Consider the following 25,121-nt stretch of genomic DNA (forward strand, 5'->3'; position numbering starts at 1 on the left):
GTTCAGGCGAAGCGGGAGACCTGCGTCTCCTTCGAGGTGATGAATTCGAGCAGCACGGGGATGCCGTGCCGCGTCTTCTCGATGCCGCGCCGGATGGCGGGGATGATCTCGGCAGGGTCCGTTACCCGCTCGCCATGGCCGCCGAAGGCGCGGGCCATGGCGGCATAGTCGCCGGAGATGTCGGTGCTGCGGTACTTCTCCGTGCTGACGGGCATGACCTTCAGCTCGATCGCCATGGAGAAGTTGTTGAGCAGGACCGACATGATCGGGATGCGCTCGCGCACGCAGGTCTCGAAATCCATGCCCGTGAAGCCGATGGCGGCATCGCCCCAGACATTGATGCAGAGCTTCTCGGGCGCGGCGAGCTTCGCACCCATCGCCAGGCCGAGACCGTAGCCGAGCTGCGTCGTCTTGCCCCAGCCGAGATAGGAGAGGGGCGTGGTCGACTTCCAGAAGGGTGAGAGCTGGTCGCGTGGGCTGCCGGCGTCATGGGTGATGATGGTGTTGTCGCGGTCCACCGTGTGCTGGAGGTCCCAGAGGACGCGGTAGGGGTTCAGCGGCGCGTCCTTGTGCGTGAGCTTCGGCATCCATTCGGCCAGCCATGGCTCGCGGATGGACTGGATCTCGGCGGCGACGGGCGCCGGGTCGCGCCGTGAGGAGACCAAGCCGGAGAGCTCGGCGAGCAGAGCGTCGAGCGTCAGCGCGGCATCGCCGATGAGGCCGATCTCGGCACGCACATCCTTGTTGAGGTGCATCGGGTCGAGCGTCGCGTGGATGATGCGCGGGCCCTTCGGCATGCGGACGCCGAAATTGGTCTCGGTGAAGGAGCAGCCGATGCCGAGGATCACATCCGCCGCATCGAGGAAGTGCCGTACCGGCTTCGGCATGGCAAGGCCGCCCGAGCCGAGGCTCAGCGGGTGGTCCTCGTTGAAGGAGGACTTGCCGCCGAGGCTGGTCGTCACCGGCGCGGCCAGCAACTCGGCGAGGGCCTTGAGCTGCGGCCAGGCCTGGGCCCAGTGGACGCCGGTCCCGGCATAGATCACCGGGCGCTTCGCATCGGCCAGCAAGCGCGCGGCGCGCTTCACATCGGCTGGGTCAGGCCCGTAGCGCGTCGCCATCACCGGCTGGTAGTCGAGCGGCTCCGGCACCTCCTCGTTCCACATGTCGGTCGGGATCTCGACCAGCACGGGGCCGCCGCGCCCGTTGCGAAGCTGGGTGAAGGCACGGCGGAGGATGTTCGGCACCTCGGCGGCGAGGGTGATCGGCTCGGCGCTCTTGGTGATGCCGCGCATCGCCGCGGTCGAGTTGAAATTCGGGTCGACATGCGCGATGCGGCGCGGATAGCCCATCGGCAGGACGAGGATCGGGACGCTCTCGCCATAGGCCTGGGCGACGCCGCCATAGGCATTCTCGCTGCCCGGCCCATGCTGCATGCAGAAGGCGCCGAGCTTGCGGCCGGAGGTGACGCGGGAGATGGCATCGGCCATGTGCAGGCCGATGCGCTCCTGCCGGACCATCACCGGGCGGATGTCGCGCGCCGCCGCGTGCTCGATGAGATGGTTCACCGGATAGCCGGTGAGGATCTCGATCCCCTCGCGCTTCATGATCTCTGCGATCGCGTCGCCGAGCTTCATTGGGTCATCCTCCCCCGATATGAGCCACCCGGCCCTTATCGCGGCGCCGGCATCCGGCCCCGCATTCGTTTCCTTGGAGGTGAGCCTAACCCCCGGCGGGCCGGATGCGCAACCGGCCCTCCCGGGCCGCGCGGGGGTGGTTTCCGCATCCGGGAATCACGTCATACTCGGCGGCGGTCACATCCAGTCGAGGGGAAGAGGGCATGCCACAGCCGATGACCGAGGCCGAGCTGGAGGCGATGCTCGCCCGTGCCGGGATTCCGCTCAGCCCGGCGCAGCGGGCGGGCCTGCTGCCGGCGCTGCCGGCGCTGGCGGCGATGCAGGCGCTGATCCGCACGCCGCCGCCCGAGGCGGAGGCGGAGCCGGCGACCACTTTCTCGGCGGAGGCGGGTCGATGATCCCGAGCATCGCCGAGGCGGCCGCCTTGGTCGCCGCCCGCAAGCTTTCCCCGGTGGAGTTGGCCGAGGCCTGCCTGGCGCGGGCCGAGCGCCTGGACGGGCAGCTCCATGCCTTCATCCGCCTGATGCCGGAGGAGGCGCGGGCGGCGGCCCGGGCGGCGGAGGCACGCATCATGAAGGAGGGGCCGCGCGGGCCGCTGGACGGCATTCCCTTCGCCCACAAGGACATCTACGGCACGGCGGGCATCCCGACGACGGCGCATTCGCGGGTCCTGCAGGAGCATGTTCCGGCCGCCGATGCCACCACCGTGGCAAAGCTGGCGGCGGCGGGCGTGATTTCCTTCGGCAAGCTGTCAACGCATGAGTTCGCCTTCGGGGGGCCGAGCTTCGACCTGCCCTGGCCGCCGGCGCGCAACCCCTGGAACCCGGACCACTTCACCGCCGGCTCCTCCTCCGGCACCGGCGCGGCCGTCGCGGCGGGCATGGTTCTGGGCGGCACGGGCTCCGATACCGGCGGCTCCATCCGCGGCCCGGCGGCGCTCTGCGGCATCACCGGCATCAAGCCGACCTATGGCCTGTGCTCCCGCGCCGGCATCCTGCCGCTGGCGCAGAGCCTCGACCATGCCGGGCCGATGGCCTGGACGGTGGAGGATTGCGCCATCCTGCTCCAGGCCATGGCCGGCCATGACCCGGCCGACCCGGCGAGCGCCAACCGGCCGGTGCCGGATTTCCGGGCGGAGCTCGGGCATGGGGTGAAGGGGCTGCGGGTCGGCGTCATCCGCCACTTCCATGAGACGGACCATCCGGTGAGCCCGGCGACGCTCGCCGGCATCGAGGGCGCCGCCGCCTTCTTCCGCGCCGAGGGGGCAGAGGTGCGGGACGTCGTGCTGCCCTCGCTCGCCGAGTTCAACGCCTGCGGCTGGATCATCCTGCTGGCCGAGGCCTTTGCGGTCCACGAGGGCTGGATGCGGCGGGACCCCAACCTCTACGGGGAGCTGCTGCGGGACCGGCTGGTGCTCGGCGGGCTGCTATCCGCCGCCGACATCCTCCAGGCGCAGAAGCGGCGGCGGGCGCTGATCGCAGCCACCGAGGCAGCCTCGGCAGGGTGCGACCTGTTGCTGACGGCCGCTCAGCCGGGCGAGGCGCCACGGATCGAGGCGGTGCCGAAATGGGCCTTCCTCGAGAAGCCGAACTTCACCATTCCCTTCAACGTCACCGGTTGGCCCGGCATCACTGTGCCGACCGGCTTCGGCGAGGGCGGCTTGCCGGTCGCCATGCAGCTGGTGGCGAAGCCCTTCGCCGAGCCGCTGCTGTTTCGCGCGGCGGATGCCTATGAGAAGGCGCATCCCTGGCGTGCGACGCGCCCCGCCCTGGCTGCGTGACCCTTGCCGCGTGAGCCGGACGGAAGGGGAATGGGAAGCCTGGATGGCGGCGGCCCAGGCCGGCGATGCCGCCGCCTATGACCGCCTGCTGCGGGCGGCGCTGCCGATGCTGCGGGCAGTCGCGCGCCGCCGCATCGCCAATGCCGCCGAGGCGGAGGATGCGGTGCAGGATGCGCTGCTGACCATCCATACCCTCCGCCACAGCTATGAGCCCGCCCGGCCCATCCGGCCCTGGCTGGTCGCAATCTGCGAGCGGCGGGCGATCGACCGGCTGCGGCGCCACGGCCGGCGCGGTGCGCGCGAGGCGCCTCTCGATGAATTCGGTGAAACCTTGGCAGCCCCTGGCGCGAACCGGGGGGAGGAGAGGGTGGCCTCGGCCGAGTTGCGGGCTGCCGTCGCCGAGCTGAGCCCGGCTCAGCGGACGGCGCTCGGCCTGGCCAAATTGGAGGACCTGCCGCTGGCCGAGGCCAGCGCGCGGTCCGGTATGTCGATCGGCGCGCTGAAGGTGGCGACCCATCGGGCGATGAAGGTGCTGCGGCGCCGCCTGGGCGTGGAGGAGTAGGTGCGGAGCGAGGAGCTGATCGGCGAATTAGCGGCCGGGCTGCAGCCGGTGCGGCGGATGGCCTCGCCGTGGCGGCAGGCGGCGCTGTGGCTCGGCCTCGCGGCGGCAGCGGTCGGCACCGCGGTGCTGATGAACGGGCTGCGGCACGACCTCCATCAACGCATGCTCATGCCGCAGGAAGTCGGGCAGTGGCTCGCTTCCGTGCTGGCCGGCGTGCTGGCGGCGGTGGCGGCGGCGATGCTGGCGCGGCCCGACCGGAGCTGGCGCTGGGCCTTGCTGCCGGTCCCGGCGCTTCTCGCCTGGTTCGCCAGCCTCGGATGGGGGTGCCTCTCCGATTTGGCGCGCCTCGGGCCGATGGCCGGGCAGATGAGGGCAAGCTGGCCGTGCCTGCGCTTCATCCTGGCCATGGGGCTTCCGCTGGCGGCGGCGCAGTTCTGGCTGCTGCGGCATGCCGGGCCGGTGCGGCCGCTGCCGGTGCTGCTGGTGGGCGGGCTGGCCTCGGCGGCGCTCTGCTCGGCGGGGCTCAGCCTGTTCCATCACCTGGATGCGGCGGTGATGGTCCTGCTCTGGCATGGCGGGGCCATGCTGATGCTCGTGCTGGCGGGCGCCCTGCTGGGGCGCCCGCTGTTCATGCGGCGTCAGGCGTAGAGGAAATCCGCCGTTGTCAGCGCCGCATTGGCCACGCCATGGAGCCTGATGCCGTCGCCCTGGCCTAGGTCGATGACCGTGCTGCCACTGACTTCCGTCATATGCGCCTGCACATCGGCGAAGCTGGAGAAGCCGAGGCCCTCCAGCAGGAGCCTGTCCTCGCCGGCAGTGAAGTCGCCGACCAGGTCCTGGCCGGTGCCGCGGCCGAAGACGAAGCTGTCCGCGCCCGAGCCGCCATGGAGCACGTCGCCGCCGCCCAGGCCCTCAAGCGTGTCGCTGCCGGCCTGACCCACCAGCCAGTTCGACAGGGCGTTGCCGGTGATCCGGTTGTCGAGCGCGTTGCCGTTGCCGGTGCGGACCGCGCCGCCGAGGACGAGGTTCTCCAGCTCGGCGCCCAGGGCATAGGCCGGAGCGGTGAAGGCGGCGATGACGGTGTCGATGCCGCCGCCCGCGGCTTCCGAAATCAGGTCGGATGCGCTGTCGACGATGTAGGTGTCGTCGCCGGCGCCGCCGATGAGGATATCGGCGTCGCCCTGGCCGGAGGCTCCGTTCAGCCGGTCGTTGCCGGTGCCGCCCGAGAGCTGGTCCGTACCGATGCCGCCTTCGAGGCTGTCATCACCCTCGCCGCCCTGGAGCCAGTCACTGCCCGCATGGCCCTGCAAGGTGTCGTTGCCGGCCATGCCCCTCAACACGTTGCCGCCCTCGTTGCCGACCAGCGTATTGCCCGCGGCATTGCCCGTGCCGGCAAGGTTGCCGGCGCCACGAGTCAGGATCAGGTTCTCCACATTCGTGGCCAGGGTGATGCTGAAGCCGGAGACGACCATGTCCTGGCCGCCGTTTACCTGCTCGACAATCGCCTCGCCCGCGGCGTTGAGGTGGTACAGGTCATTGCCGGTGCCGCCGATATAGAGGTCCGTGCCGCCGTTGCCGATGAAGGTGGTATTGCCGGCACCGCCATGGAAGGTGTCATTCCCCGCCCCGCCGATCAGCAGGTTGTCGCCACCGCCGCCATGGAAGCTGGTGCCGGCGGAAGAGCCGACGGCGATGTCGTCGCCCTGGGTGCCGGCATAGGCGGTGACGGCGGTGGCCAGCAGCGTCGGCGGAAGCGGCGCCCAGTGGCCATAGGCGCCGGGCGCGCTGTCCTGATGGGCGAAATAGGTGATGTTCTCGGTCGGCGCCACGCTGTTGAAGACCAGCGCGTCATTCGGGCCGAAATAGAGCACGGTGAAGCCGTTCACCGTGCCGGTCGCGGTCGGGGCGGCATAGCCGTAGATCTGCAGGCTGTCGCCCTGGCCTGGATGGTAGTTCTCGATCCACTGGACCCCGTCGCCCTTCTGGTAGACGAAGGTATTTGCCGCGCCGCCGCCTTTCAGGTGGTCGCCGATGCGGAAGTTGGAGAAGACGCCGTCGGCATGGCTGATGGTGCCGTCATTGGTGCCGCCAATAATGGTGCCGTCGCCATGGATCTGGTCGTCGCCGCCGCCGCCGATCATGACCGCGGTGCTGTTGTTGCCCTCGATCACATCGGCCGAGAGGCCACCGACCAGGATGTCGAAGCCGGCGAGGCCGCGAGGCGCGCTGGCATCGACCGTGCCGAGGCCCTGCATGTTGTTGGTGCCGCAGCCGCCGAGGACGATGTCGTTGCCGCTGGTTGCCTCGAAGACGTTGTTGCCCGCACCGCCGACGAGGACGCTGCCGCCGAGGGTCGCGCCATTGGAGCCGCCATGCAGCAGGTTGTCGCCGGCGCCGCCGATGATGTACTGGCCCGCCTGGTTGCTGCTGGCGGTGAGCCCGCCATGGCCGCCGACCACATAGCTGCCCGGCGCGTTGAGGTTGGTTTGCCCGGCGCCCTCGAAGGCGATGTTCACCGCCGTGTTCGCGTCATAAGCCCAGGGCGAGGTGAGCACGGTCGGCGGCTGGTCGAAGATCGTGCCGGTCAGGTGGCTGAGCGCGGCATCGATATGGGTAAAGGCATCGCCGCTGACGGTGGCGATGCTGCCCCCGAGGCCGCTCTCCGGCACGCCCTTGGTGAAATGCGTGCCAGGCGGGGCGACGAAGGCGACGCTGTAGGTGCCGGGCACCAGGTTCTCGAAGAGATAGGTCCCGTCGCTGCCGGTCGTCATCGTCCGCACCACATGGCCCACTGCGTCGCGCAGTTCCACCGTGACGCCAGCGAAGACCGCGTCGGGCCGCTTGTAGTCGCAGATGCCCGGGGGCAGGTCGAGCGAGACCGTGCCGCCGATCTTCGGCGGGATGTAGAGGCCGGCATCGTGAGTAAGGCTGCTGCCACCGCTGCCGAGGAAGAAGCTTTCGCCGAAACCGCCGCCATCCGGGTCGCTGTCGGTCGCTCCGGTGCCGGCGCCCGCACGGGTGACGACATAGCCGGTGGGGGCGCTGAAGATCTCATGGTAATTGCCCGGCCGCAGCCCGGTGAAGAGGTAGTTGCCCGAGGCATCGGTCGTCTGGGTGATGGCTTCCCCGGTCAGCTCATTCACCAGCGTGACGGTAACGCCGGCAAGGCCCTGCTCGCCGCTGTCTTGCACGCCATTGCCATTGGCATCGACCCAGACGCGATCGCCGATTGTCACCGGTTGGTAGAGCCCGGTATCGACGCCGGTCGCGGTCTGACCGGAGACCAGCGTGTAGGTGCCGGTGATGCCGGTGAGCGGGCTGGCATCGCTGTCCGCGGCGTCGCTGCCGCCCTGGTCGCGCAGGGTAACGGCATAGCCGGCCGGGGCGCTGAACTGCACCTTGTACTCGCCTGGCACCAGGCCAGCGAACTGGTAGAAGCCGCCGCCCGAAGTGTTGGTGACGCGGCCGGGCAGGGGCGCGCCGCTGCCGTCGAGCAGGGTGACGGCAACGCCATCGATTCCCGTCTCGCCAGCATCCTGAAGGCCATTGCCGTTGGCGTCGAGGAAGACGCGATCGCCGAGGCCGGTCGGCATGTAGAAGCCGGCATCGACGCTGCCGTCGTTGTCGCCGGAGATATAGGTCCTGATGGCCGTCTTGCCGGTCGCCGCATCGGCGTCGCTGTCGGCCGCGTCGCCGGTGGCATCCTGCGGCGAGGCGACGGTGCCGGCCGGCCTGGTGAACTGCACACCGTACTGGCCGGGAGCGAGGCCGCCGAACTGGTAGTGCCCGCTGCCGTCCGTCACTGCGGTCTGGCCCGAGATCGGGTTGCCGTTGGCATCGAGCAGCCGGACCGTGACGCCGGCCAGCGGTCGGTCGCCCGCATCCTGAACGCCATTGGCGTTCATGTCGGTGAAGACGGTGTCGCCGATGGTGATGGGCCGGTAGAGCCCGACATCGCGCGTCACATCGCTCTGGCCCGATGTGATGCTGAAGGCGGCAGCGATGCCGGTGGCAGGGTTCGGGTCGCTGTCCGTCGCCGCAGTGCCGGCGCCGCTCGGGGTGAAGACCCAGCCGGCCGGCCTGGTGAACTCCTCGTGGTAGGTGCCGGGGGGCAGGCCAGCGAAGCTGTAGCTGCCATCCGCCCCCGTAGCGGTGGTGGTGGTCTGGCCGGTCAGGTCGTTGACCAGCGTGACGCCGACACCGCTGACGCCGTCCTCGCCGGCATCCCGCACGCCGTTGCCGTTTCTGTCCTCGAAGGCGAGGTCGCCGATCGTCACCGGCTTGTACATCCCGGCATCGACGGTGAGGTTGGCCTGGTCGGCCACCAGCGTGTAGGCGGCGGTGAGGCCGGTTGCGGGGTCGGCGTCGCTGTCCCTGGTGTCGTCGCCGCCTTTGTCGGCCGCGGTCAGCACATGGCCGCCTGAGGTCACGAACTTCACCTGATAGGTGCCGGGGATGAGGTTGCCGAAGCTGTAGGCGCCGCCGTTGCCGGTCACGGTCGATCCGGCGAGGATGCCAGCCCTGAACAGCTGCACGGCGATGCCGTCGATGCCCGCCTCGCCGATGTCCTGCAGGCCATTGCCGTTGGCGTCGAGGAAGACCTTGTTGCCGATCGAGGCCGGCTTCCAGTAGCCCGCATCGACGGAGCTGTCGCTGGCACCGGAGGCATAGGCCTTCACTGGCGTCGTGCCAGCCGCATCGATGTCGCTGTCCCTGCCATCGTCGCCGCCGGCATCCGCCGTGGCGACGCTGTGGCCGGAGGGCGTGGCAAAGCGGATGGCGTAATCGCCGGGGGCCAGGCTGCCGAAGCTGTACAGGCCGTCGGCATTGGTGGTGGTGCTGGTCAGAGCCTGGCCGCTGCCGTTCAGCAGCGTGACGCCGACGCCGCCGATCCCGGCCTCGCCCGCCTCCTGCACGCCATTGCCGTTGATGTCGTAGAAGACCTTGTCGCCGATGGTGACCGGCGCGTAGAAACCGGCATCATGCGTCGTGTCGTTGTCGCCCGAGGCGAGGGTGATCTTCGGCCCCATGCCGCTGGCCGTGCCGGCGTCGACCGGATCGCTGTCGGTGGCGGCGGTGCCGGCGCCCGCCTTGGTCAGCACATAGCCGCCCGGCGCGGTGAAGGTCTCGTAGTAGTCGCCTGGACGCAAGCCGGTGAAGCCATAGGTGCCATTGCCATCCGTGGTCGTGCTGGCAACCAGCGTCGTCGTGCCCCAGGCGTAAAGTTTCACGGTGACGCCGGCGAGGCCCTGCTCGCCACTGTCCTGCACGCCGTTGCCATTGGCATCGACCCAGGCGAGGTCGCCGAGCTTCGCCGGTACGTAGAAGCCTGCGTCGCGGCTCGTCTCAGCGGCGCCCGAATTGTAGAGGAGGGTGTCGGTCCTTCCCGCGTTGAGCGGGTCGGCGTCGCTGTCGGCAGCATCGTTGCCGCCGAGATCCTTGCCGGTGAGGACATAGAGGCTGCCGTTCGACGCGGCGAACTGCACGCCGTAGCTGCCCGGCATCAGGCCGGTGAAGCTGTAGAGCCCGTTCGCGTCGGTCAGCACCGTCTTGCCGGCGATGGCGGCGCCGGAGGCGTCCAGCAGCTGCACGGTGACGCCCGAGAGACCGGCCTCGCCGCCGTCCTGCACGCCATTGCCGTTGGCGTCGACGAAGGCGCGGTCGCCGAGCGTCACCTTTCGGTAGAAGCCCGCGTCATGCGTGGTGTCGGTCTGGCCATCCATCAGGGTGATGACGGGACCGTTGCCCGCGGCATCCGGGCCGCTGTCGGTTGCCGCAGTGCCCTTGCCCTGGGGGGATACGAACCAGGTTCCCGTCGCCGGTGCGGTGAAGACCTCGCGGTACTGCCCGGGGACGAGGTTGCCGAAGGAATAGGCGCCGGTGCCGGTCGTGGTTGTGGTGGCGACGAGCTGGTTGGCTGCGTTGTAGAGATCGACCTTCACCCCGGCGAGACCCGGCTCGCCGCTGTCCTGCACGCCGTTCGCGTTCAGGTCCTCGAAGATCTTGTCGCCGATCGAGGCGGCGACGACCGTCGAGGCAACGTTTGCGGTCTTCACCGGCAAGGCGGTGTTCGGATTGATGCCGTAGGGGTTGGCGCCGGCCAGGGGGGCGAGCGTCGCGGTGTTGGTCAGCACCGTGGCCGCCGCGGTGCCGGCGGCGACCTTCGCCACCACCTGCACCTGCACGCTGCCGGTCGCGGCGTTGTTGTCGCCCGGGTTGACGATGTTGCCGAAGTCGAAGGTGAGGGCGCCGTTGCTCAGGCTGCCCGCATCGCCGATGGCGAGCACCGATCCGGTGATTCCATTGACCGCCGTCACCTGCGAAGAGACATAGGTGAGGCCGGCCGGCAGTGCATCCTTCAGGATGAGGTGCTGGGTGCCCTCGCCGAGCGTCGCGGTGAGCAGATAGGTGACGGTCTCGCCAACCGCGAGGTTGCTGCCCGTGGTGTAGGGGTTGTCGGTACCGGCGATGGTCTTCGCCACCGCGTCGGTAATGGTCACCGTGACCGGCGCCGCAGCCGAAGTGGTGATATTGCGGCCCCCGGTCGGGTCCTGCGCGGGGGAGGAGGTCTGATAGTCGAGCGCGGCGGTGTTCGGGATGGTCAGCCCGTTCACCACGGTGTCGAGCAGCACCGCCTTGTAGGTCAGCTGCACCGTGCCGCTGCCGAGGGCGAGTTGGTCCATGTGGAAGTTCAGCGTGCCGTTGGCGACGCTGGCGCTGCCGGCCGAACTGGTCAGGCTACCGGTGACATAGGCGAGGCCCGGCTGCAGGATGTCGGCAAGATCGACGTCATAGGCATCGGCCGTGCTGCCGGAGGCGTGCCTGATCGTCAGCGTGTAGGTGATGACGTTGCCCGCATCGCCCGTGGTGGCGGATGCGGTCTTGGTGACGGCGAGCAGCGGCTGGACGAAGTCGACGGTGGCCGTCGCGGTCTGGGTGGCGGTGAAGTCGCTCAAGGCCCTCGCGGTGTTCACCAGCCGGTCGCCCGTCTGGTTGGCCGCGACACCGGAGGCGACGGCCTGGATCTGCAGCACGATCCGGTCGGCGTCGCCGACCGTGTTGTCGGCCTTGTTGTAGACGGTGCCGAAGGCCCAGGTGACGGTGTCGGCCGAGGCAGGGTCGCCGCTGCCTGCGCCGTTCGTGGCGGTGGTGGTGGCACCCGAGAGACGCGTCGTGAAGGCGGCATCGGTATAGAGGTTGGCGCCGATGCCGACGACCTTGGCCGAGTTGGGCACATAGAGCAGCTGCCCGCCGTTGTTGCCGGTGACGAGCGAGTCGGCCAGCTGGTCGATCACCCTGTAGTTGACGCTCTCGCCTTCCGGCAGTGTCAGGGTGATGGTGTAGGTGATGGTCTCGCCGACTTTCACGTCCTGATCGGTGATGGTGCCCCGGCTCGCGCCGGTATCGGCATAGCTCGTCGCCGTCACCGCCTTGGTGATGGTGGAGGCGCCGATGCCGACCGAGGCGGAGGCGCTTACCGGGCTGGCCCGCTCCTCCGCGTCGGTGCCGGGGAGGGAGCTGCCGGTCGCGCTGGCGGTGTTGGTGAAGGTCCTGCCGCTCGTCGCCGCGTCGCCGACCCGCGCCTGGAACTGCACCGTGATGGTTTGGCCCGGATTGAGGGCCGCCGCCGTTACCAGCAGGCTGGTGTCGCCGGCGCCGTTGCCGCTGGCGATGGCCGCGGCACCGGCGGTGATCTTCGCAGAGCCGGCGACATAGCTCGCATTCGGGCCGATCTGGTTCAGCAGGTCGGTGATCGAGACATCGAAGGCGGGGGCGTCGAAGCCCTTCACCTGGTTGGTCAATGTGACGGTGTAGGTCAGCACGTCGCCGGCATCCGCCGTCGCTTGGCTGACGGTCTTGGTGATGGCGAGATGCGGCTCCACCACCTCGATCTTCGCCGTTGCCTCCTGGCTGATGCGGCTGCCAGGGCTGTTCGGATCGGCGGCGCTGACCCGTGCCGTGTTCACCAGCACGTCACCGGCGGCGTTGGCCACATTCTTGGTGAGCTGTCCGACCACCTGGACGGTGATGGTGTCCTTCGTGTCGTTGGCGTTGTCGACGGCATTGGTGACGGTGCCGAAGTCTAAGCTCAGCGTATCGGCGACGCCGTCGCCATTGCCGTCGCCCAGCGCCGCCGCCTGGTTCAGGGCCAGCTTGGTGCCGCTGACGTTGGTGCCGATGCCGGTGACGCTCGCCGAGATCGCCTTGATCTGGCCGCCCAGCGTCGGCAGCAGATCCTCGAGACGGACTTGGCTCATCACGCCTTCCGGCATGCGGAGCGTGATGGTGTAGGTCACGGTCTCGCCGATCGCCAGGTCGTTGATCGTGGCGTCGCCCTGCGCCCTGGTGGTGGCGGCGAGGCTCGTCGCGCTCACCATCTTGGCAATGGTCGGCAGCACCGTGGCCGAGGCGGTGTCGGAGAGCGGCAGGGTGTCGTAGGGCGTGCGGTCGATGCCGCCTTCCTGCGCCGCGTAATGGGTGACGGCGGCGGTGTTGGTCAGCGCCTGCTGCGGCGTGGCGAGCGCGTTGGCCAGCACCAGGTCATAGGTGATGACGGCGATGTTCCTGCCGCTCGTCGGGTCGTGGGCGCCGATGCCGCCCTTGTTGGCGCCATCCGTGATCTCGAGCCCGGCACCGAACAGGTTGCCCGTCGCGCTGAGCGCGGTGCCGGTGCCGTCGGTCACCTGCAGGTTCAGCCCGCCCGGCGGGATGACGAAGCCGCTCGGCAGGGTGTCGTGGACCAGCGTGTCGAAGGCGCCCTTCCAGCCCTGGCCCCTGTTCTCGACGATGATGGCGAAGGAGACACGGTCGCCCGCATCGGCGAAGGTGATGTTGGCATCGACCGGCTTCGCCGCGAGGCTGGTGCTGTCGATCGTGCCGCTGAAGCGCGGGCCGGCGCTGCCGGGCGCGGTGAAGCCCACCGGGCCGATGGTGGCGTCCTGCGTCGTCGCGTTCAGGAAGGTCGCCGCCGGGTTGTCGACGCCGATGATCCCCTTCGTCACCTTCAGCACCGGCTCGCCGAGGACGAACTGGATGATGGCGTTGTCCTCGGCGCCATGGAGCTGGGAATTGGCCTCCGAGGCGGTGACTTGGTTGGTCAGCAGCAGCCCGTCGCCGAAGGCCTGGTCGTTGACGCGCAGCGTGACCAGCAGGTCGAGATGCGTCGCCGGGTAGAGTGCGTTGGTGGCACCGCCGAAGTCGAGCGTCAGGGAGTTGCCGTTGGCATCGGCAAGGACGCGCGGCGTGACGCCCGGGACCTGGGTGTGGAAGCTGTCCGTCGGCCCGAACATCACCGTGCCGGCAGCGAGGCCGCTCGGGTTGAAGTTGCCGAGGAAGCTGTAGCCGCTGGCCGTGCCGTCGGCATCCGGGTCCACCGCCTTCAGGACCGGGAGCGGCAGGTAGTCCTTCAGGCTGACCACATGCGAGGAGGTCAGCGGGATGTCGAGGCCGAGCCGGAAGGTGATGAGATCGCCGGACTGCACCTTGGCCGGCGTGGCGAAGCTCGTCGTGCCTTTCGTCGTGTCGCCGTTGACGGCGTAGATCGACTTGGAGACATTGTTGACCGGCAGCGTCACGCCTGCCTGGCTGTCATCCTCGGCGGTGTTGCCGGTCGGGACGACAGTGCCGTCGTAAAGCACGTCGTTGCGGACGGTGTCGCCCTGGTCGACCAGTGGGTCGCCCGGCACCGAGCCGGTCCAGGTTGCGTCCAGGGTCGTATGGAAGGTTACCTGGATGGTGGCCTGCCTGTAGTCGGTGGCGTGGGCCGCCTGGCTGACGCCGCCGCCATTGCCGTCGAGCACCGGGTCGAGCCCGGCATTCGCCATGGTCTGCGAGATGTCGAACTGGATCGCGGTGGTGCCGTCGGCGGCCTTGGCGCCGAGCGTGTAGGCCACCGGGCCCTGGTAGACGGTCTGGCCACCCTCGCGGATGATCACCGTGGGCGCGAAACCGGCATCGAAGGTCTGGCCGTCGCCCAGCCTGTCCTTCACCACCAGCCCGCCCAGCTCGAAGTAGTTCGAGACCTGGCCGTTCAGCGTGTAGGCCAGCGTGCCGTGCGACTGCCAGTCCGGCACGCCGTTCTGGTCGGCATCGCCGCTGATGAGGGCCACGCTCTTCTGGATGGCAATGGACTTTGCCGTGACGATGTTTTCGGCGCCCGAGGGGTTCAGGTCGATATGCGTCGGGTTGGCGTCGCGCGCATCGACCGGCGTCCAGTCCGCCTCCAGCCTGGCATTGTCGAGCAGCGGACGGAAGCTGCCGGTCGAGGGGTCGAGCACCGGCGTGCCGTCATGCAGGAATTCCGTGGCATACCAATCGATCACCATGGTCGGCACCTGGCTGCCGCCGGCGATGGTGCCGGGGAAGGTGCCGGTCAGGCTGGTGGTGCCGTCGGCATTCCGCACGATGCTGACGGGCGCCGCGATGGTGACGCCGTTCAGTTCCAGGTGCGCGCCGGTGACGACGACGCCGTCCGGCGTGGTGTCGCTCAGGGTGAAGTTGGTGAAGGGCTGGCCGCTGGCGAGCAGCCCCTTCACCACCCACTCCCGTGGATAGGAGGGGCCGGTCGCCGTCTCCTGTTCCGGCCCGCCATAGGTGACGGACAGCTTGGCGACGACCGGGTCGATGGCCGTCACCGCAGCGGGGCCGGTGATGACCGGGTCGGCAGACGGATTGTTGAAGGGGTCGGCGCCGTAGGCGAAGCCGCCCTTCACCGTCACGCCGAGCAGCGTGCCGGGGTCGGCCAGGTCCGAGACATGGAGGGTGAGGGCGATGTCGGCCGGCGTCTGCGTGGTGGTGAAGCTGCCGAAGGGCAGGGTGAGCACCAGCAGCGTGTCGCCCGGCGTGCCGGTGACGACCACCGGGTTGCCAAGCGCGTCCTTGGCGAAGGGGTGGGTGGCACGGCCCGTCGCGTCGAATTCGATGGTCTTCGCCTGCAGGCTGGCGCCGAGATAGGTGGCGGAGACGAAGCTGACGCCGTCATTGACGGGGGCGTTGCCGGCGCCCGCGCCATCCGCGCCGTTGGCCGGCAGGATCAGGTCGATATAGGGCGCATAGCCCGTCCCGGCACCGCTGGCGGCATTGTCGAAGCGCAGGGTGAGGGTTTGGTCGGCACCGAGGAAGGCCTGCTGCGAAAGGCCATTGAGGAAGCTGACGACTGGCTGCGGTGCCATATTGGGACCCTGTGACCTGGCTCTTGGCGATCTTAACGAGCAATGCTTTTCAACTTATGGGCCAAGCGCGGCTCGCGAGAAACGGATAATTGTCTTTTGCCGCGAAGGGCCATTGAAACCGTGCCGGTTTGCGGATTGGCCGGAAGGGCGCCTTCGGCCCCAAAAACCGAGGCGGAATGGCTGCCGGGATGCCATTTGGGCGGACGGGACCGGTCATGGCATGTCGTTGCAGGATGCGGGGCAGGCTGCATCGCATCGCCAAGGTGGCGGCCTGGCTTGACGCCCCGGCTTCCCCCGCCGTCCAATCCCGCCGCCAGCCCGTGCCGGGCCAAAGGGGAAACGCCATGCCGGACCATGCCAGCGCCGCGAATGCCACCGTCGCCTTACGCCTCGCGGAAGCCTTCGCCCGGCATGGGGTGACGCTCACCTTCGGCCAGAGCCTGCCCTCGGCCTTCCACCTGGCGGCGCCGCATGCGGGGATCGACCAGAAGGTCTATCGCCAGGAGAATGCCGGCGGCGCCATGGCCGATGGCTATGCGCGGATCGCCCGCAAGGTCGGCGTCGTCACTGCGCAAAACGGCCCGGCCGCGACGCTGCTGGTGGCCCCGCTCGCCGAGGCGCTGAAGGCCAGCATCCCCGTCCTCGCCCTGGTGCAGGAGGTGACGCGGGACGCGACGGACCGCAACGCCTTCCAGGAGCTCGACCACCTCAACCTCTTCGCTCCTGTGGCGAAATGGGTGCGGCGGATCGACTGGGCGGACCGGCTTGACGACTATGTGGACATGGCCTTCACCGCCGCCTGCTCCGGCCGCCCTGGCCCGGCCGTGCTGCTGTTGCCGGCCGACCTGCTGACCGAGGCGGCGGCACCCCTCGGCGGGCTCCGGACACGCCGGCTCTCGCTCGGCGAGGTGCCGCTCGATCGCAGCCTCGCCGACCCGGCCGCCATCGCCGCGGCGGCGGAGGCGCTGGCGATTGCCAAGCATCCGTTGGTCATCGCAGGCGGCGGCGTGCACCTTTCGGGGGCGGCGGCGGAGCTGGCGGCGCTGCAGGAGCGGGCGCATCTGCCGGTCGCCACCACCGTCATGGGCAAGGGCGCGGCGGACGAGACCCATCCGCTGACGCTCGGCATCGTCGGCTATGTGATGGGGCAGGGGGCACGGACGGCGGCGCTGCGGCCGATGGTGGAGCGGGCCGACCTGGTCCTCCTCGTCGGCAGCCGCACCAACCAGAACGGGACGGATAGCTGGAAGCTCTTCGGCCCGGAGACGCGCTTCATCCACCTCGACGCCGATCCGATGGAAGTCGGGCGCAATTACGAGGCGATGCGGCTGGTGGGCGATGCGAAGCTCACCCTCGCCGCGCTGACCGAGGCGCTGGCGGCCCACGACCTCTCGGCCCGTGCCGCCGCCCGACCGGCGATCGAGGCGGAGATCGCGGAGGCGGTCGCGGGCTGGCGCCGCACCATCGAAGGCGTCATCAGCCGCGACGCGGCGCCCTGCCGGCCGGAGCGGCTGATGGCGGAGCTCGACCGGCTGATCGGGCAGGAGGACATCGTCGTCGCCGATGCCTCCTACTCCTCCATCTGGATCGCCAACTACCTGACGGCGCGGCGGCCGGGGCAGCGCTTCCTGACGCCGCGTGGCATCGCCGGGCTCGGCTGGGGCCTGCCCATGGCGATCGGCGCGCAGATCGCGGCGCCCGAGGCCCGCGTCGTCTGCCTCTGCGGCGATGGCGGCTTCGCCCATAGCTGGGCGGAGCTGGAGACGCTGCGGCGGATGGAGCTTCCGGTCGTCACCCTGGTGCTGAACAACGGCATCCTCGGCTACCAGAAGCATGCCGAGGAGGTGAAATTCGGCGAGCACACCAAGGCCGTCTTCTTCGCCGCCGTCGACCATGCCGCCATCGCCCGAGCCTGCGGGGTGGAGGGCATGCGGGTCGAGCGGGGCAGCGAGATCGGCCCGGCGCTGGCGGAGGCGCTGGCGGCGCGGCGGCCAGTGCTGCTCGACGTGCTCACCGACCCGGATGCGAAGCCACCCATCTCCTTCTATGCCGGCCACTATCCGGAGCCCTTCTGATGCTCGCCCTCCGCAAGAGCTCGGTCGGCTTCGGCCTCGAATTCCAGGAGGTGCCGGAGGCGCCGCCGCCGGGACCGGGCGAGGTGGTGGTCGAGGTGGAGGCCGCCGGCATCTGCGGCTCCGATGTCCATGCCTATGAGTGGACGGCGGGCTACGAGTTCATGACCCCGCACATGCCGGTCACCCTCGGCCATGAATTCGCCGGGCGCCTGGTGCGCTCGGGCACCGGCTCCGGCTGGGCGGAGGGGGCGCGGGTCGCCGTCATCCCCTTCGTCGCCTGCGGCCATTGCACCGCCTGCCGGGCGGATGACGCGCGCAACTGCACGCGGCGCGAGGGGATCGGGCTGACGCGGGATGGCGGCTTCGCCCGCACCGTCCGCATCCCGGCCCGCTGCTGCGTCGCCGTGCCGGACAATGTGGATGCCGAGCTCGCGGCGCTGGCCGAGCCGCTCGGCGTCGGGGCGGAGGCGGTGCTGACCGGCGAGGTCCGGCTCGGCGAGACGGTGCTCGTGCTGGGGCCGGGGACCATCGGCCAGGCGATCGCGCTGATGGCGCAGCGCGCCGGCGCCGCCCGCGTCTTCGTGGCGGGGCGGGCGGATGGGCCGCGCTTCGCCGTGCTGCGCGAGCTCGGCTTCACCGAGACGGTCGATGTGGCGGAGGGGCCGCTGGCCGATCAGGTGCTGGCGCTGACCGGCGGCCGCCCCGTCGACGTCGTGCTGGAGGCGACGGGCGTGCCGGGGAGCCTCAACGAGGGGCTTTCGGTCCTGAAGAAGGGTGGCGTCATCGTCGCGGCCGGCATCCATGCCGGGGCGTTGACCCTGCCGCTCACGGAGTTCGTCCGCATGCGCCACCAGCTCCGCGCCACCCATGGCGCCGTGCGGCGGACCTGGGACCGGGTGATGGCCTGGCTCGCGGCCGAGCCGGAGGCCTTCCGCCCGATGATCACCCATCGCCTGCCGCTGGAGCGGGGGATCGAGGGTTTCGAACTCGCCCGGCAGCGGGCGGCCAGCAAGGTGATCCTCGCGCCATGAGCAATGCGGACAAGGTCGCCCTCGTCACCGGCGCGGCGCGCGGCATCGGTGCCGCCATCGCCCACAAGCTGGCGGCGCTCGGCCATCCGGTCGTCGTCGCCGATGTGCTGGAGGAGCGGGAGGCGACTGCCGCCGCGATCCGCGCCGCGGGCGGCGAGGCGCGGGCCATTGCCCTCGACGTGGCGGAGGATGCCGCGGTCGCCGGCCTGCCTACGGCGCTCGGCCCCTGGTGGGAGCGGCTTGGCATCCTCGTCAACAATGCCGGCATCTCGCCGAAGGGGCCGGACGGCAAGGCGCGACCCATCCGCGAGATGCCGGCCGAGGAGTGGCGGCGTGTGCTGGCGGTGAACCTCACCGGCGCCTTCCTCGTCTCCCAGGCCTGCCTGCCGCCGCTGCGCGCCCGGCGCTGGGGGCGCATCATCATGCTGACCAGCCAGGCGGCGCGGGCGAAGAGCCAGATCGCGGGCGCGCACTACACCGCGGCGAAATCCGGCCTGATGGGCTTCGCGCGCAGCCTCGCGACCGAGCTTGGGCCGGATGGAATCACGGTGAACAGCATCGCTCCGGGGCGCATCGACACGCCGATGGCGCGGGGGACGACCGAGGGCGCCAATGCCGCCTTCGCCGTCAATATCCCGCTCGGCCGGCTCGGCACGCCGGAGGATGTGGCCGAGGTCGCGGCCTTCCTTGCCTCCGAGGCGGCGGGTTACCTTACCGGCGCGACCCTCGATGTCGGCGGCGGCAGCTACATGCCGTAACCGGGGGCTTCCTTGACACCCCACCCCCCGGCAGGCTTCATCCCGCTGCCTGATGCCGTATCCCCGCCTGCTGGGGACCCGATCCGCGGGCAAACCCCTACCTGCACCGATGGGTCAGACCTTGAGCACCTCCATGGCGAAGAACAAGAGCGGCGGCTGGCTCGAGAGCATCAAGACGGTCGTCTATGCCGGGCTGATCGCCGTCGGCATTCGCACGATCGCCTTCGAGCCCTTCAACATTCCCTCCGGCTCGATGATCCCGACGCTGCTGGTGGGCGACTACCTCTTCGTCTCGAAATACTCCTACGGCTATTCGCGCTACTCGATGCCCTTCGGGCCGAACCTGTTCCAGGGCCGCATCTTCGGCAGCCTGCCGGCGCGGGGCGACGTCGCCGTCTTCAAGCTGCCGCGCGACCCGAGCCAGGACTACATCAAGCGCATCGTCGGCCTGCCCGGTGATCGCATTCAGGTCCGCAACGGGTTGCTCCATGTCAACGGCACCGCGGTACGGCGCGAGGCGGCCGGGCCCTATGTGGTCGATGGCGACGGGCCGCGCATGACGGTGCGCCTCTACCGCGAGACGCTGCCGGCCTCGGCGGGCGGGGCGGAGCGGACGCATCCGATCGTCGAGCAATCGGATGACGGCCCGCTCGACAACACCACCGAGTTCAGGGTGCCGGAGGGCCATCTCTTCGCCATGGGCGACAACCGCGACAACAGCCTGGACAGCCGGGTGCAGAATGCGGTGGGTTTCATTCCGGTGGACAACCTGGTCGGCCGGGCCGAATTCATCTTCTTCTCGGTCGACGGCTCCGCCGCCTGGTGGGAGGTTTGGGCATGGCCCTTCGCTATCCGCTGGTCCAGGCTTCTCTCCGGCGTCCGCTGACCCCATGACGACCGGGGGCAATCTCGCGGCCTTCGCCGTGCGGCTCGGCCATGAATTCGCGCGGCCGGAGCTGCTGACCCAGGCGCTCACTCACCGTTCGGCGGCCGACCCGAAGCGCGCCCAGCTCGACAGCAACGAGCGGCTCGAATTCCTTGGCGACCGGGTACTGGCCCTGCTGATTGCCGAATGGCTCTCCGAACGCTTCCCCGAGGAGCGGGAGGGCGATCTCGGCAAGCGGCTCGGCGTGCTGGTGGCGCGGGACACGCTGACGCGCGTGGCCGAGGGGCTCGGCCTCGCGGGCGTGCTGCGGGTGCCGCATTCCGAGGGACGGGCGGGGTTGCGCGAGCGCGCCAATGTCCTTGCCGATGCGATGGAAGCGCTGCTCGGCGCGCTCTACCTGGATGCCGGGCTGCCGGTGGCGCGGACCCTGGTCCGGCGGGAATGGGAGGCGCAGATGGGCGCGGACCTGCGCCCGCCCATGTCGGCCAAGAGCCGGCTGCAGGAATACACGCTCGGGCGGGGGCTCGGCCTGCCGGAATACCGGCTGGTCTCCTCCACCGGGCCTTCGCACCAGCCGATCTTCGTCGTCGCGGTGAGTGCCGCGGGGCGCGAGGCCGAAGGGATGGGCGAGTCGAAGCGCGCGGCGGAGCAGGTGGCGGCAGAGGCATGGCTCGCCCAGTTGGAGTCGGCCAAATTGGAGCAGGGATGAGCGAGAGCGAGCAGGAGGGGCCCCGCTGCGGCCTGGTGGCCGTGGTCGGTGCGCCGAATGCCGGCAAGTCCACCCTGGTGAATGCTTTGGCCGGCGCCAAGGTCACCATCGTCTCGCCGAAGCCGCAGACCACGCGCTTCCGCATCCGCGCCGTGGTGATGCATCGCGGTGCGCAGATCGTCCTCGTCGACACGCCCGGCATCTTCGCCCCGCGCCGGCGGCTGGACCGGGCAATGGTCGCCGCCGCCTGGGGCGGGGCGCAGGATGCCGACCGCACCCTGCTGATCGTCGATGCGCGGGCCGGCCTGACGGATGCCGTCCGCGCCATCGTCGAGCGGCTGGCGAAGGACCGGCGGCCCATCTGGCTGGCGCTCAACAAGGTGGACCTGATCGAGCCGCCCCGCCTGCTGCCCCTGGCGCAGGAGCTGAATGCGCTGCTCTCGGTCGAGGAGACCTTCATGATCTCGGCCGAGAAGGCGAGGGGCCTCGACCGCCTGCTCGACCGCCTGGCCGAGGCCATGCCGCCCGGCCCCTACCTCTTCCCCGAGGACGAGCTGTCGGACCTGCCCAACCGCATGCTGGTGGCCGAGATCGTACGCGAGCAGATCCTCCGCCAGACGCATGAGGAGGTGCCGCACCACGCGACGGTCGAGACCGAGAACTGGCAGGAGCGGAAGGATGGCAGCGTCCGCGTGGACTGCACCGTCTATGTTGGCCGGGCTACGCAGAAAGCCATCCTGATCGGCGATGGCGGAGCCCGCATCAAGGCGATCGGCCAGAGCGCCCGGCGCGAGCTGGAGGGGCTGCTGGACCGGCGGGTGCATCTGTTCCTCAACGTGAAGGACCGGCCGGGCTGGGACGAGGAGCGCGGGCGGCTCCGGGCGCTCGGGCTGGAGGACGAGGGGTAGCGCCGGAGTTGCGGAGGCGCCGTATCCGCAGGCCCCTCTCGCGCGTTGACCCTGCCATGATCCTGCGCAGCCCCGAGAACGGCATCCGCCTTCTCATCTCCCAGCCCTCCCATGCCCTGCTGTCCGGCCAGATGTTGGCCGCCTGGGGCGCCCCCGGCTTCACGCGGCCCGACCCTGCGCCCGAGGTCATCCTGGCCGCCGAGCAGCACGATCTCGCCTGGCTCGACTGGGAAACCGCCCCGACCCTCGACCCTGAGACGGGCCTGCCCCACCCCTTCACCAGCCTCGGCCCCGCCGTCCATGCGCCGATGTGGGCCCGGGGCGTGGAGATCGCCCGCGCCGCCTGGGGCCTTTGGCCAGCCCTGCTCATCTCCCTGCACGGCACGCGCGTCTACACGGAGTACATGGACCCGGAGCGCCTGCCGCCGGAGGACCATGCCGCGATCGATCGCAACGCCGCCAAGGAGGCCGCCCTGCAGGCGGACTGGGTGGCGAGGCTCGGCGCGGATCCCGGCCAGGTCAGGCGGAACCACGACCTTGTCGGGGTGACCGATGCCCTTTCCCTCGCCCTCTGCTTCGCCGACCCGGACAAGGCCGGAGAGGCGACGATGGAGGATGGCAGCACCCGGAAGATGAAGCTCGTGCGGCTGGGGCCATCCCGGTGGTCTCTGGACCCATGGCCCTTCCGCGACACCATGCTGACGGTGCAGTGCGAGGTGATCCGCCTTCCCGCCGAGACCCGCTGGACGGATGAGGAGGCGATGCGCCGCGACCTCCGAGAGGCGAGCTGGAGCCGGCTGGCCGAGACCCTCGTTCCGGTCTGAGGGACCGGGTAGCTGGCTTCGCGCAGGGCCGAAACATGCCGCCGGCGGCGTAGGCTAGGGTGCCGCGGACCCTGCCGGAGACCGCCCCATGCCCCAAGCCGCCATGACCGCCGCGCCGCCCTTCTTCGGCTGGCGCGTCGTCTGGGCCGCCTTCACCGTCGCGGTCTTCGGCTGGGGGGTGGGGTTCTACGGGCCGCCGGTCTTCCTCCCCGCCATCCAGGCGGCGCGGGGCTGGCCGGTGGCGCTGATCTCCGCCGCCGTCACCTGCCATTTCCTGCTCGGCGCCGTGATCGTCGCCAATCTCGCGGCGTTACACGGCCGCTTCGGCATCGTCGCGGTGACGCGGGCGGCGGCGCTGGCGAGTGCGTTCGGCATCCTCGGCTGGGCGCTGGCGGCGGAGCCCTGGCAGCTCTTCGCCGCGACCTTGCTGAGCGGCTTCGGCTGGGCGGCGACCGGCGGCGCGGCGATCAATGCCATGGTCTCGCCCTGGTTCGCGCGGCGGCGCTCCGCGGCGCTCAGCACCGCCTACAACGGGGCGAGCCTCGGCGGCATCCTGTTCTCGCCGCTCTGGGTGGCGCTGATCGCGGTGCTTGGCTTCGTCGGCGCGGCCGCGCTGGCGGGCGGGGCGATGGTGCTGGCGCTGTGGTGGCTCTCCGGCCGCTACCTGGCGCCGACGCCTGCCTCGCTCGGCCAGTATGCGGATGGCGAGGCGGCGGGTGGCACGGCACCGGCCGGCGCGGCGGCGCTGCCCGGCCGGGCGCTCTGGCGCGACCGGCGCTTCCTCACCCTGGCGGCGGCCACCTCGCTCGGCCTCTTCGCGCAGATCGGGCTGATCGCGCATCTCATTTCGCTGCTGATCCCGGCAATGGGGGCGCAGGGAGCAGGTTTCGCAGCAGCGCTGGCGACGGTCTGTGCCATCGCCGGGCGGACCGGGCTCGGCTGGCTGCTGCCGGCGGAGGCGGACCGGCGCCGGGCACTGGCGGCGATCTTCGCCCTTCAGGTCTGCGGCTCGCTGGTGCTGCTGGCGGCGGGCGGCGTCTCGGTGCCGCTGCTGCTGATCGGCGTGGTGCTGTTCGGCCTCGGACTCGGCAATGCGACCTCGCTGCCGCCGCTGATCGCGCAGCAGGATTTCGCGGCGGCCGATACCGCGCGGGCGGTGGCGCTGGTCACGGCCTGCAGCCAGGCGGCCTATGCCTTCGCCCCGGCCGCCTTCGGCCTGCTGCGGACGATCGCGGAGCCGTGGCTCTTCCTTGCCGCCGCGGCGATCCAGGCCGCGGCGGCCGCGGTGGTGCTGGGCCGCCGGGCCGCGGCCTGAGTCGCCTCAGTCCCCGTCCTGGTCCAGCGCATAGCCCGCCGAGCGCACGGTGCGGATCACATCCGCCCCGCCCTCGACATTGATCGCCTTGCGCAGCCGGCGGATATGCACGTCCACCGTGCGCGGCTCGACATGGATGTCGCGGCCCCAGACCGCATCCAGCAACTGCTCCCGGCTGAAAACCCGGCCCGGGTTCTGCAGGAAGAACTCCAGCATCCGGTACTCGGTCGGGCCGAGATGCAGGGCGCGGCCGGCCCGCGTCACCCGGTGCGCGTCCTGATCCATGGTGATGTCGAGGTAGGAGAGAGTGCCTTTGGTGGCGATGCTGCCCGAGCGCCGCAGCAGCGCCCGGATGCGCGCCAGCAGGCTGTCCATGGCGAATGGCTTGGCGATGTAGTCGTCGGCCCCGGTATCGAGCGCCCGCACCGCATCCTGGTCCTCGGTCCGCGCCGTCACCATGATGATCGGCAGGTCCCGCGTCGCCGGCTTGCGGCGGAGTTGGCGGCAGACCTCGATGCCCGAGAGCGCGGGCAGCATCCAGTCGAGCAGCACGAGGTCGGGCCGCGCCTCGGCGACGCGCAGCAGGGCCTCCTGCCCGTCCGCCGCCTCCTCGACGCGGAAACCCTGCTTCTCGAGGTTGTAGCGCAGCAGCGTGATCAGCGGCGCCTCATCCTCCACCACCAGGATGGTCGGCTTGGCATGGCCCTGGACCATGTCAGGCATAGGGGACATTCCTTCCTCAGCCCGGAGGCCGGACCACGGCATAGGCGGAACCGTCGCCCTTCGGCCGCTCGTCCGGCAGGTTGTCGCCGCGCACCGCGTAATGCACGGTCTCGGCGATGTTGGTGGCGTGGTCGCCGATGCGCTCGAGGTTCTTGGCAACGAACAGCAGATGCGTCGCCGCGGTGATGTTGCGCGGATCCTCCATCATGAAGGTCAGCATCTCGCGGAAGATGCCGTTATAGACCTGGTCGACCGGCTCGTCCGCCTCCCAGACCTCGTCGGCCCGGGCGACGTCGTCGTTGACCAGTGCGTCGATCGCGCCCCTCAGATTCTCCTGCACCAGCACCGCCATCCGGTTGAAGCCGTTGAGGCTGCCGATCGCCGGCTGCTGGGCCAGCACGATGCTCCGCTTCGCCGCGTTGCGCGCGTAGTCGCCGATCCGCTCGATCCCGTGGCTGATCTTGAGGCAGGCGATGACCAGCCGCAGGTCCTGCCCCACCGGCTGCCGCAGTGCCAGGATGCGGATGCAGAAATTCTCGATCTCCCGCTCCAGCGCGTCGATCGCGGCGTCGCGCCCGACCACCTCGGTCGCGAGGTCGGTGTCGCGCCGGATCAGCGAGGCGACCGCATCCGCCACCTGCCGCTCGGCGAGGCCGCCCATGCGGGCGATCATGTCGCGCAGCCGCCGCAGCTCCTCGGCATAGGAGCGCACGGTATGCTCGGCCATCTGTTCCATGTTCCTGGC

16 protein-coding genes are annotated in these 25,121 nt (G+C 70.2%); 12 read left to right on the forward strand and 4 right to left on the reverse strand.

The window, feature by feature from the left end; all coding sequences use genetic code 11:
- Positions 1-2: 2 nt before the first annotated feature.
- Positions 3-1,673 (reverse strand): thiamine pyrophosphate-requiring protein, encoded by a 1,671-nt coding sequence (locus JMJ56_RS01720; protein WP_328702291.1) that lies wholly within the window; start codon positions 1,671-1,673, stop codon positions 3-5.
- 164 nt (positions 1,674-1,837) lie between these two features.
- On the opposite strand from JMJ56_RS01720, the gene JMJ56_RS01725 reads away from it, so the two are divergent.
- From JMJ56_RS01725 to JMJ56_RS01740, 4 genes are read left to right on the forward strand one after another with little or no spacing between them, the layout of a single operon-like run.
- Positions 1,838-2,032 (forward strand): hypothetical protein, encoded by a 195-nt coding sequence (locus JMJ56_RS01725; protein ID WP_202829878.1) that lies wholly within the window; start codon positions 1,838-1,840, stop codon positions 2,030-2,032.
- A complete protein-coding gene (locus JMJ56_RS01730; protein WP_202829879.1) occupies positions 2,029-3,414 on the forward strand; it encodes an amidase in 1,386 nt (461 codons plus the stop codon). The genes JMJ56_RS01725 and JMJ56_RS01730 overlap by 4 nt, the downstream gene beginning before the upstream one ends.
- Before the next feature lie 10 nt (positions 3,415-3,424).
- A complete protein-coding gene (locus JMJ56_RS01735; protein ID WP_328702231.1) occupies positions 3,425-3,976 on the forward strand; it encodes a sigma-70 family RNA polymerase sigma factor in 552 nt (183 codons plus the stop codon).
- Positions 3,977-4,624 (forward strand): NrsF family protein, encoded by a 648-nt coding sequence (locus JMJ56_RS01740; protein ID WP_202829881.1) that lies wholly within the window; start codon positions 3,977-3,979, stop codon positions 4,622-4,624.
- Here the strand turns inward: JMJ56_RS01740 and JMJ56_RS01745 are convergent.
- Positions 4,615-15,147 (reverse strand): SdrD B-like domain-containing protein, encoded by a 10,533-nt coding sequence (locus JMJ56_RS01745; RefSeq protein WP_202829882.1) that lies wholly within the window; start codon positions 15,145-15,147, stop codon positions 4,615-4,617. The two genes, JMJ56_RS01740 and JMJ56_RS01745, sit on opposite strands and share 10 nt — an antisense overlap.
- Before the next feature lie 344 nt (positions 15,148-15,491).
- Between JMJ56_RS01745 and JMJ56_RS01750 the strand changes: the two genes are divergently transcribed.
- The 8 genes from JMJ56_RS01750 to JMJ56_RS01785 all read left to right on the forward strand — a co-directional run bounded on the left by JMJ56_RS01750 (position 15,492) and on the right by JMJ56_RS01785 (position 23,653).
- Positions 15,492-17,222 carry an acetolactate synthase catalytic subunit gene (locus JMJ56_RS01750; protein WP_202829883.1) on the forward strand — a complete coding sequence of 577 codons (1,731 nt, stop codon included), beginning with the start codon at positions 15,492-15,494 and terminating at the stop codon, positions 17,220-17,222.
- Positions 17,222-18,253 (forward strand): zinc-dependent alcohol dehydrogenase, encoded by a 1,032-nt coding sequence (locus JMJ56_RS01755; RefSeq protein WP_202829884.1) that lies wholly within the window; start codon positions 17,222-17,224, stop codon positions 18,251-18,253. Before JMJ56_RS01750 ends, JMJ56_RS01755 begins: the two co-directional genes overlap by 1 nt.
- Complete coding sequence (locus JMJ56_RS01760; RefSeq protein ID WP_202829885.1) at positions 18,250-19,011, forward strand: SDR family oxidoreductase; 762 nt, start codon at positions 18,250-18,252, stop codon at positions 19,009-19,011. The genes JMJ56_RS01755 and JMJ56_RS01760 overlap by 4 nt, the downstream gene beginning before the upstream one ends.
- Positions 19,012-19,144: 133 nt before the next feature.
- Complete coding sequence (lepB, locus tag JMJ56_RS01765) at positions 19,145-19,897, forward strand: signal peptidase I (protein WP_202829886.1); 753 nt, start codon at positions 19,145-19,147, stop codon at positions 19,895-19,897.
- Between the two features lie 4 nt (positions 19,898-19,901).
- Complete coding sequence (gene rnc, locus JMJ56_RS01770) at positions 19,902-20,606, forward strand: ribonuclease III (RefSeq protein WP_202829887.1); 705 nt, start codon at positions 19,902-19,904, stop codon at positions 20,604-20,606.
- On the forward strand, positions 20,603-21,514 hold the full coding sequence (gene era, locus JMJ56_RS01775; protein ID WP_202829888.1) for a GTPase Era: 912 nt from the start codon (positions 20,603-20,605) through the stop codon (positions 21,512-21,514). Before rnc ends, era begins: the two co-directional genes overlap by 4 nt.
- 56 nt (positions 21,515-21,570) lie before the next feature.
- A complete protein-coding gene (locus JMJ56_RS01780) occupies positions 21,571-22,338 on the forward strand; it encodes a DUF3891 family protein (RefSeq protein ID WP_202829889.1) in 768 nt (255 codons plus the stop codon).
- Positions 22,339-22,426: 88 nt separating this feature from the next.
- Complete coding sequence (locus JMJ56_RS01785) at positions 22,427-23,653, forward strand: MFS transporter (protein WP_202829890.1); 1,227 nt, start codon at positions 22,427-22,429, stop codon at positions 23,651-23,653.
- Between the two features lie 6 nt (positions 23,654-23,659).
- Here JMJ56_RS01785 and phoB read toward each other — a convergent pair whose 3' ends face one another.
- Positions 23,660-24,376 carry a phosphate regulon transcriptional regulator PhoB gene (gene phoB, locus JMJ56_RS01790; protein ID WP_236037376.1) on the reverse strand — a complete coding sequence of 239 codons (717 nt, stop codon included), beginning with the start codon at positions 24,374-24,376 and terminating at the stop codon, positions 23,660-23,662.
- A gap of 16 nt (positions 24,377-24,392) precedes the next feature.
- Positions 24,393-25,112, reverse strand: a complete 720-nt coding sequence (gene phoU / locus JMJ56_RS01795) for a phosphate signaling complex protein PhoU (protein WP_202829891.1) — start codon at positions 25,110-25,112, stop codon at positions 24,393-24,395.
- Positions 25,113-25,121: the final 9 nt, after the last annotated feature.

It is taken from the genome of Belnapia arida (assembly GCF_016773205.1).
GTDB classification, from domain to species: Bacteria; Pseudomonadota; Alphaproteobacteria; order Acetobacterales; family Acetobacteraceae; genus Belnapia; species Belnapia arida.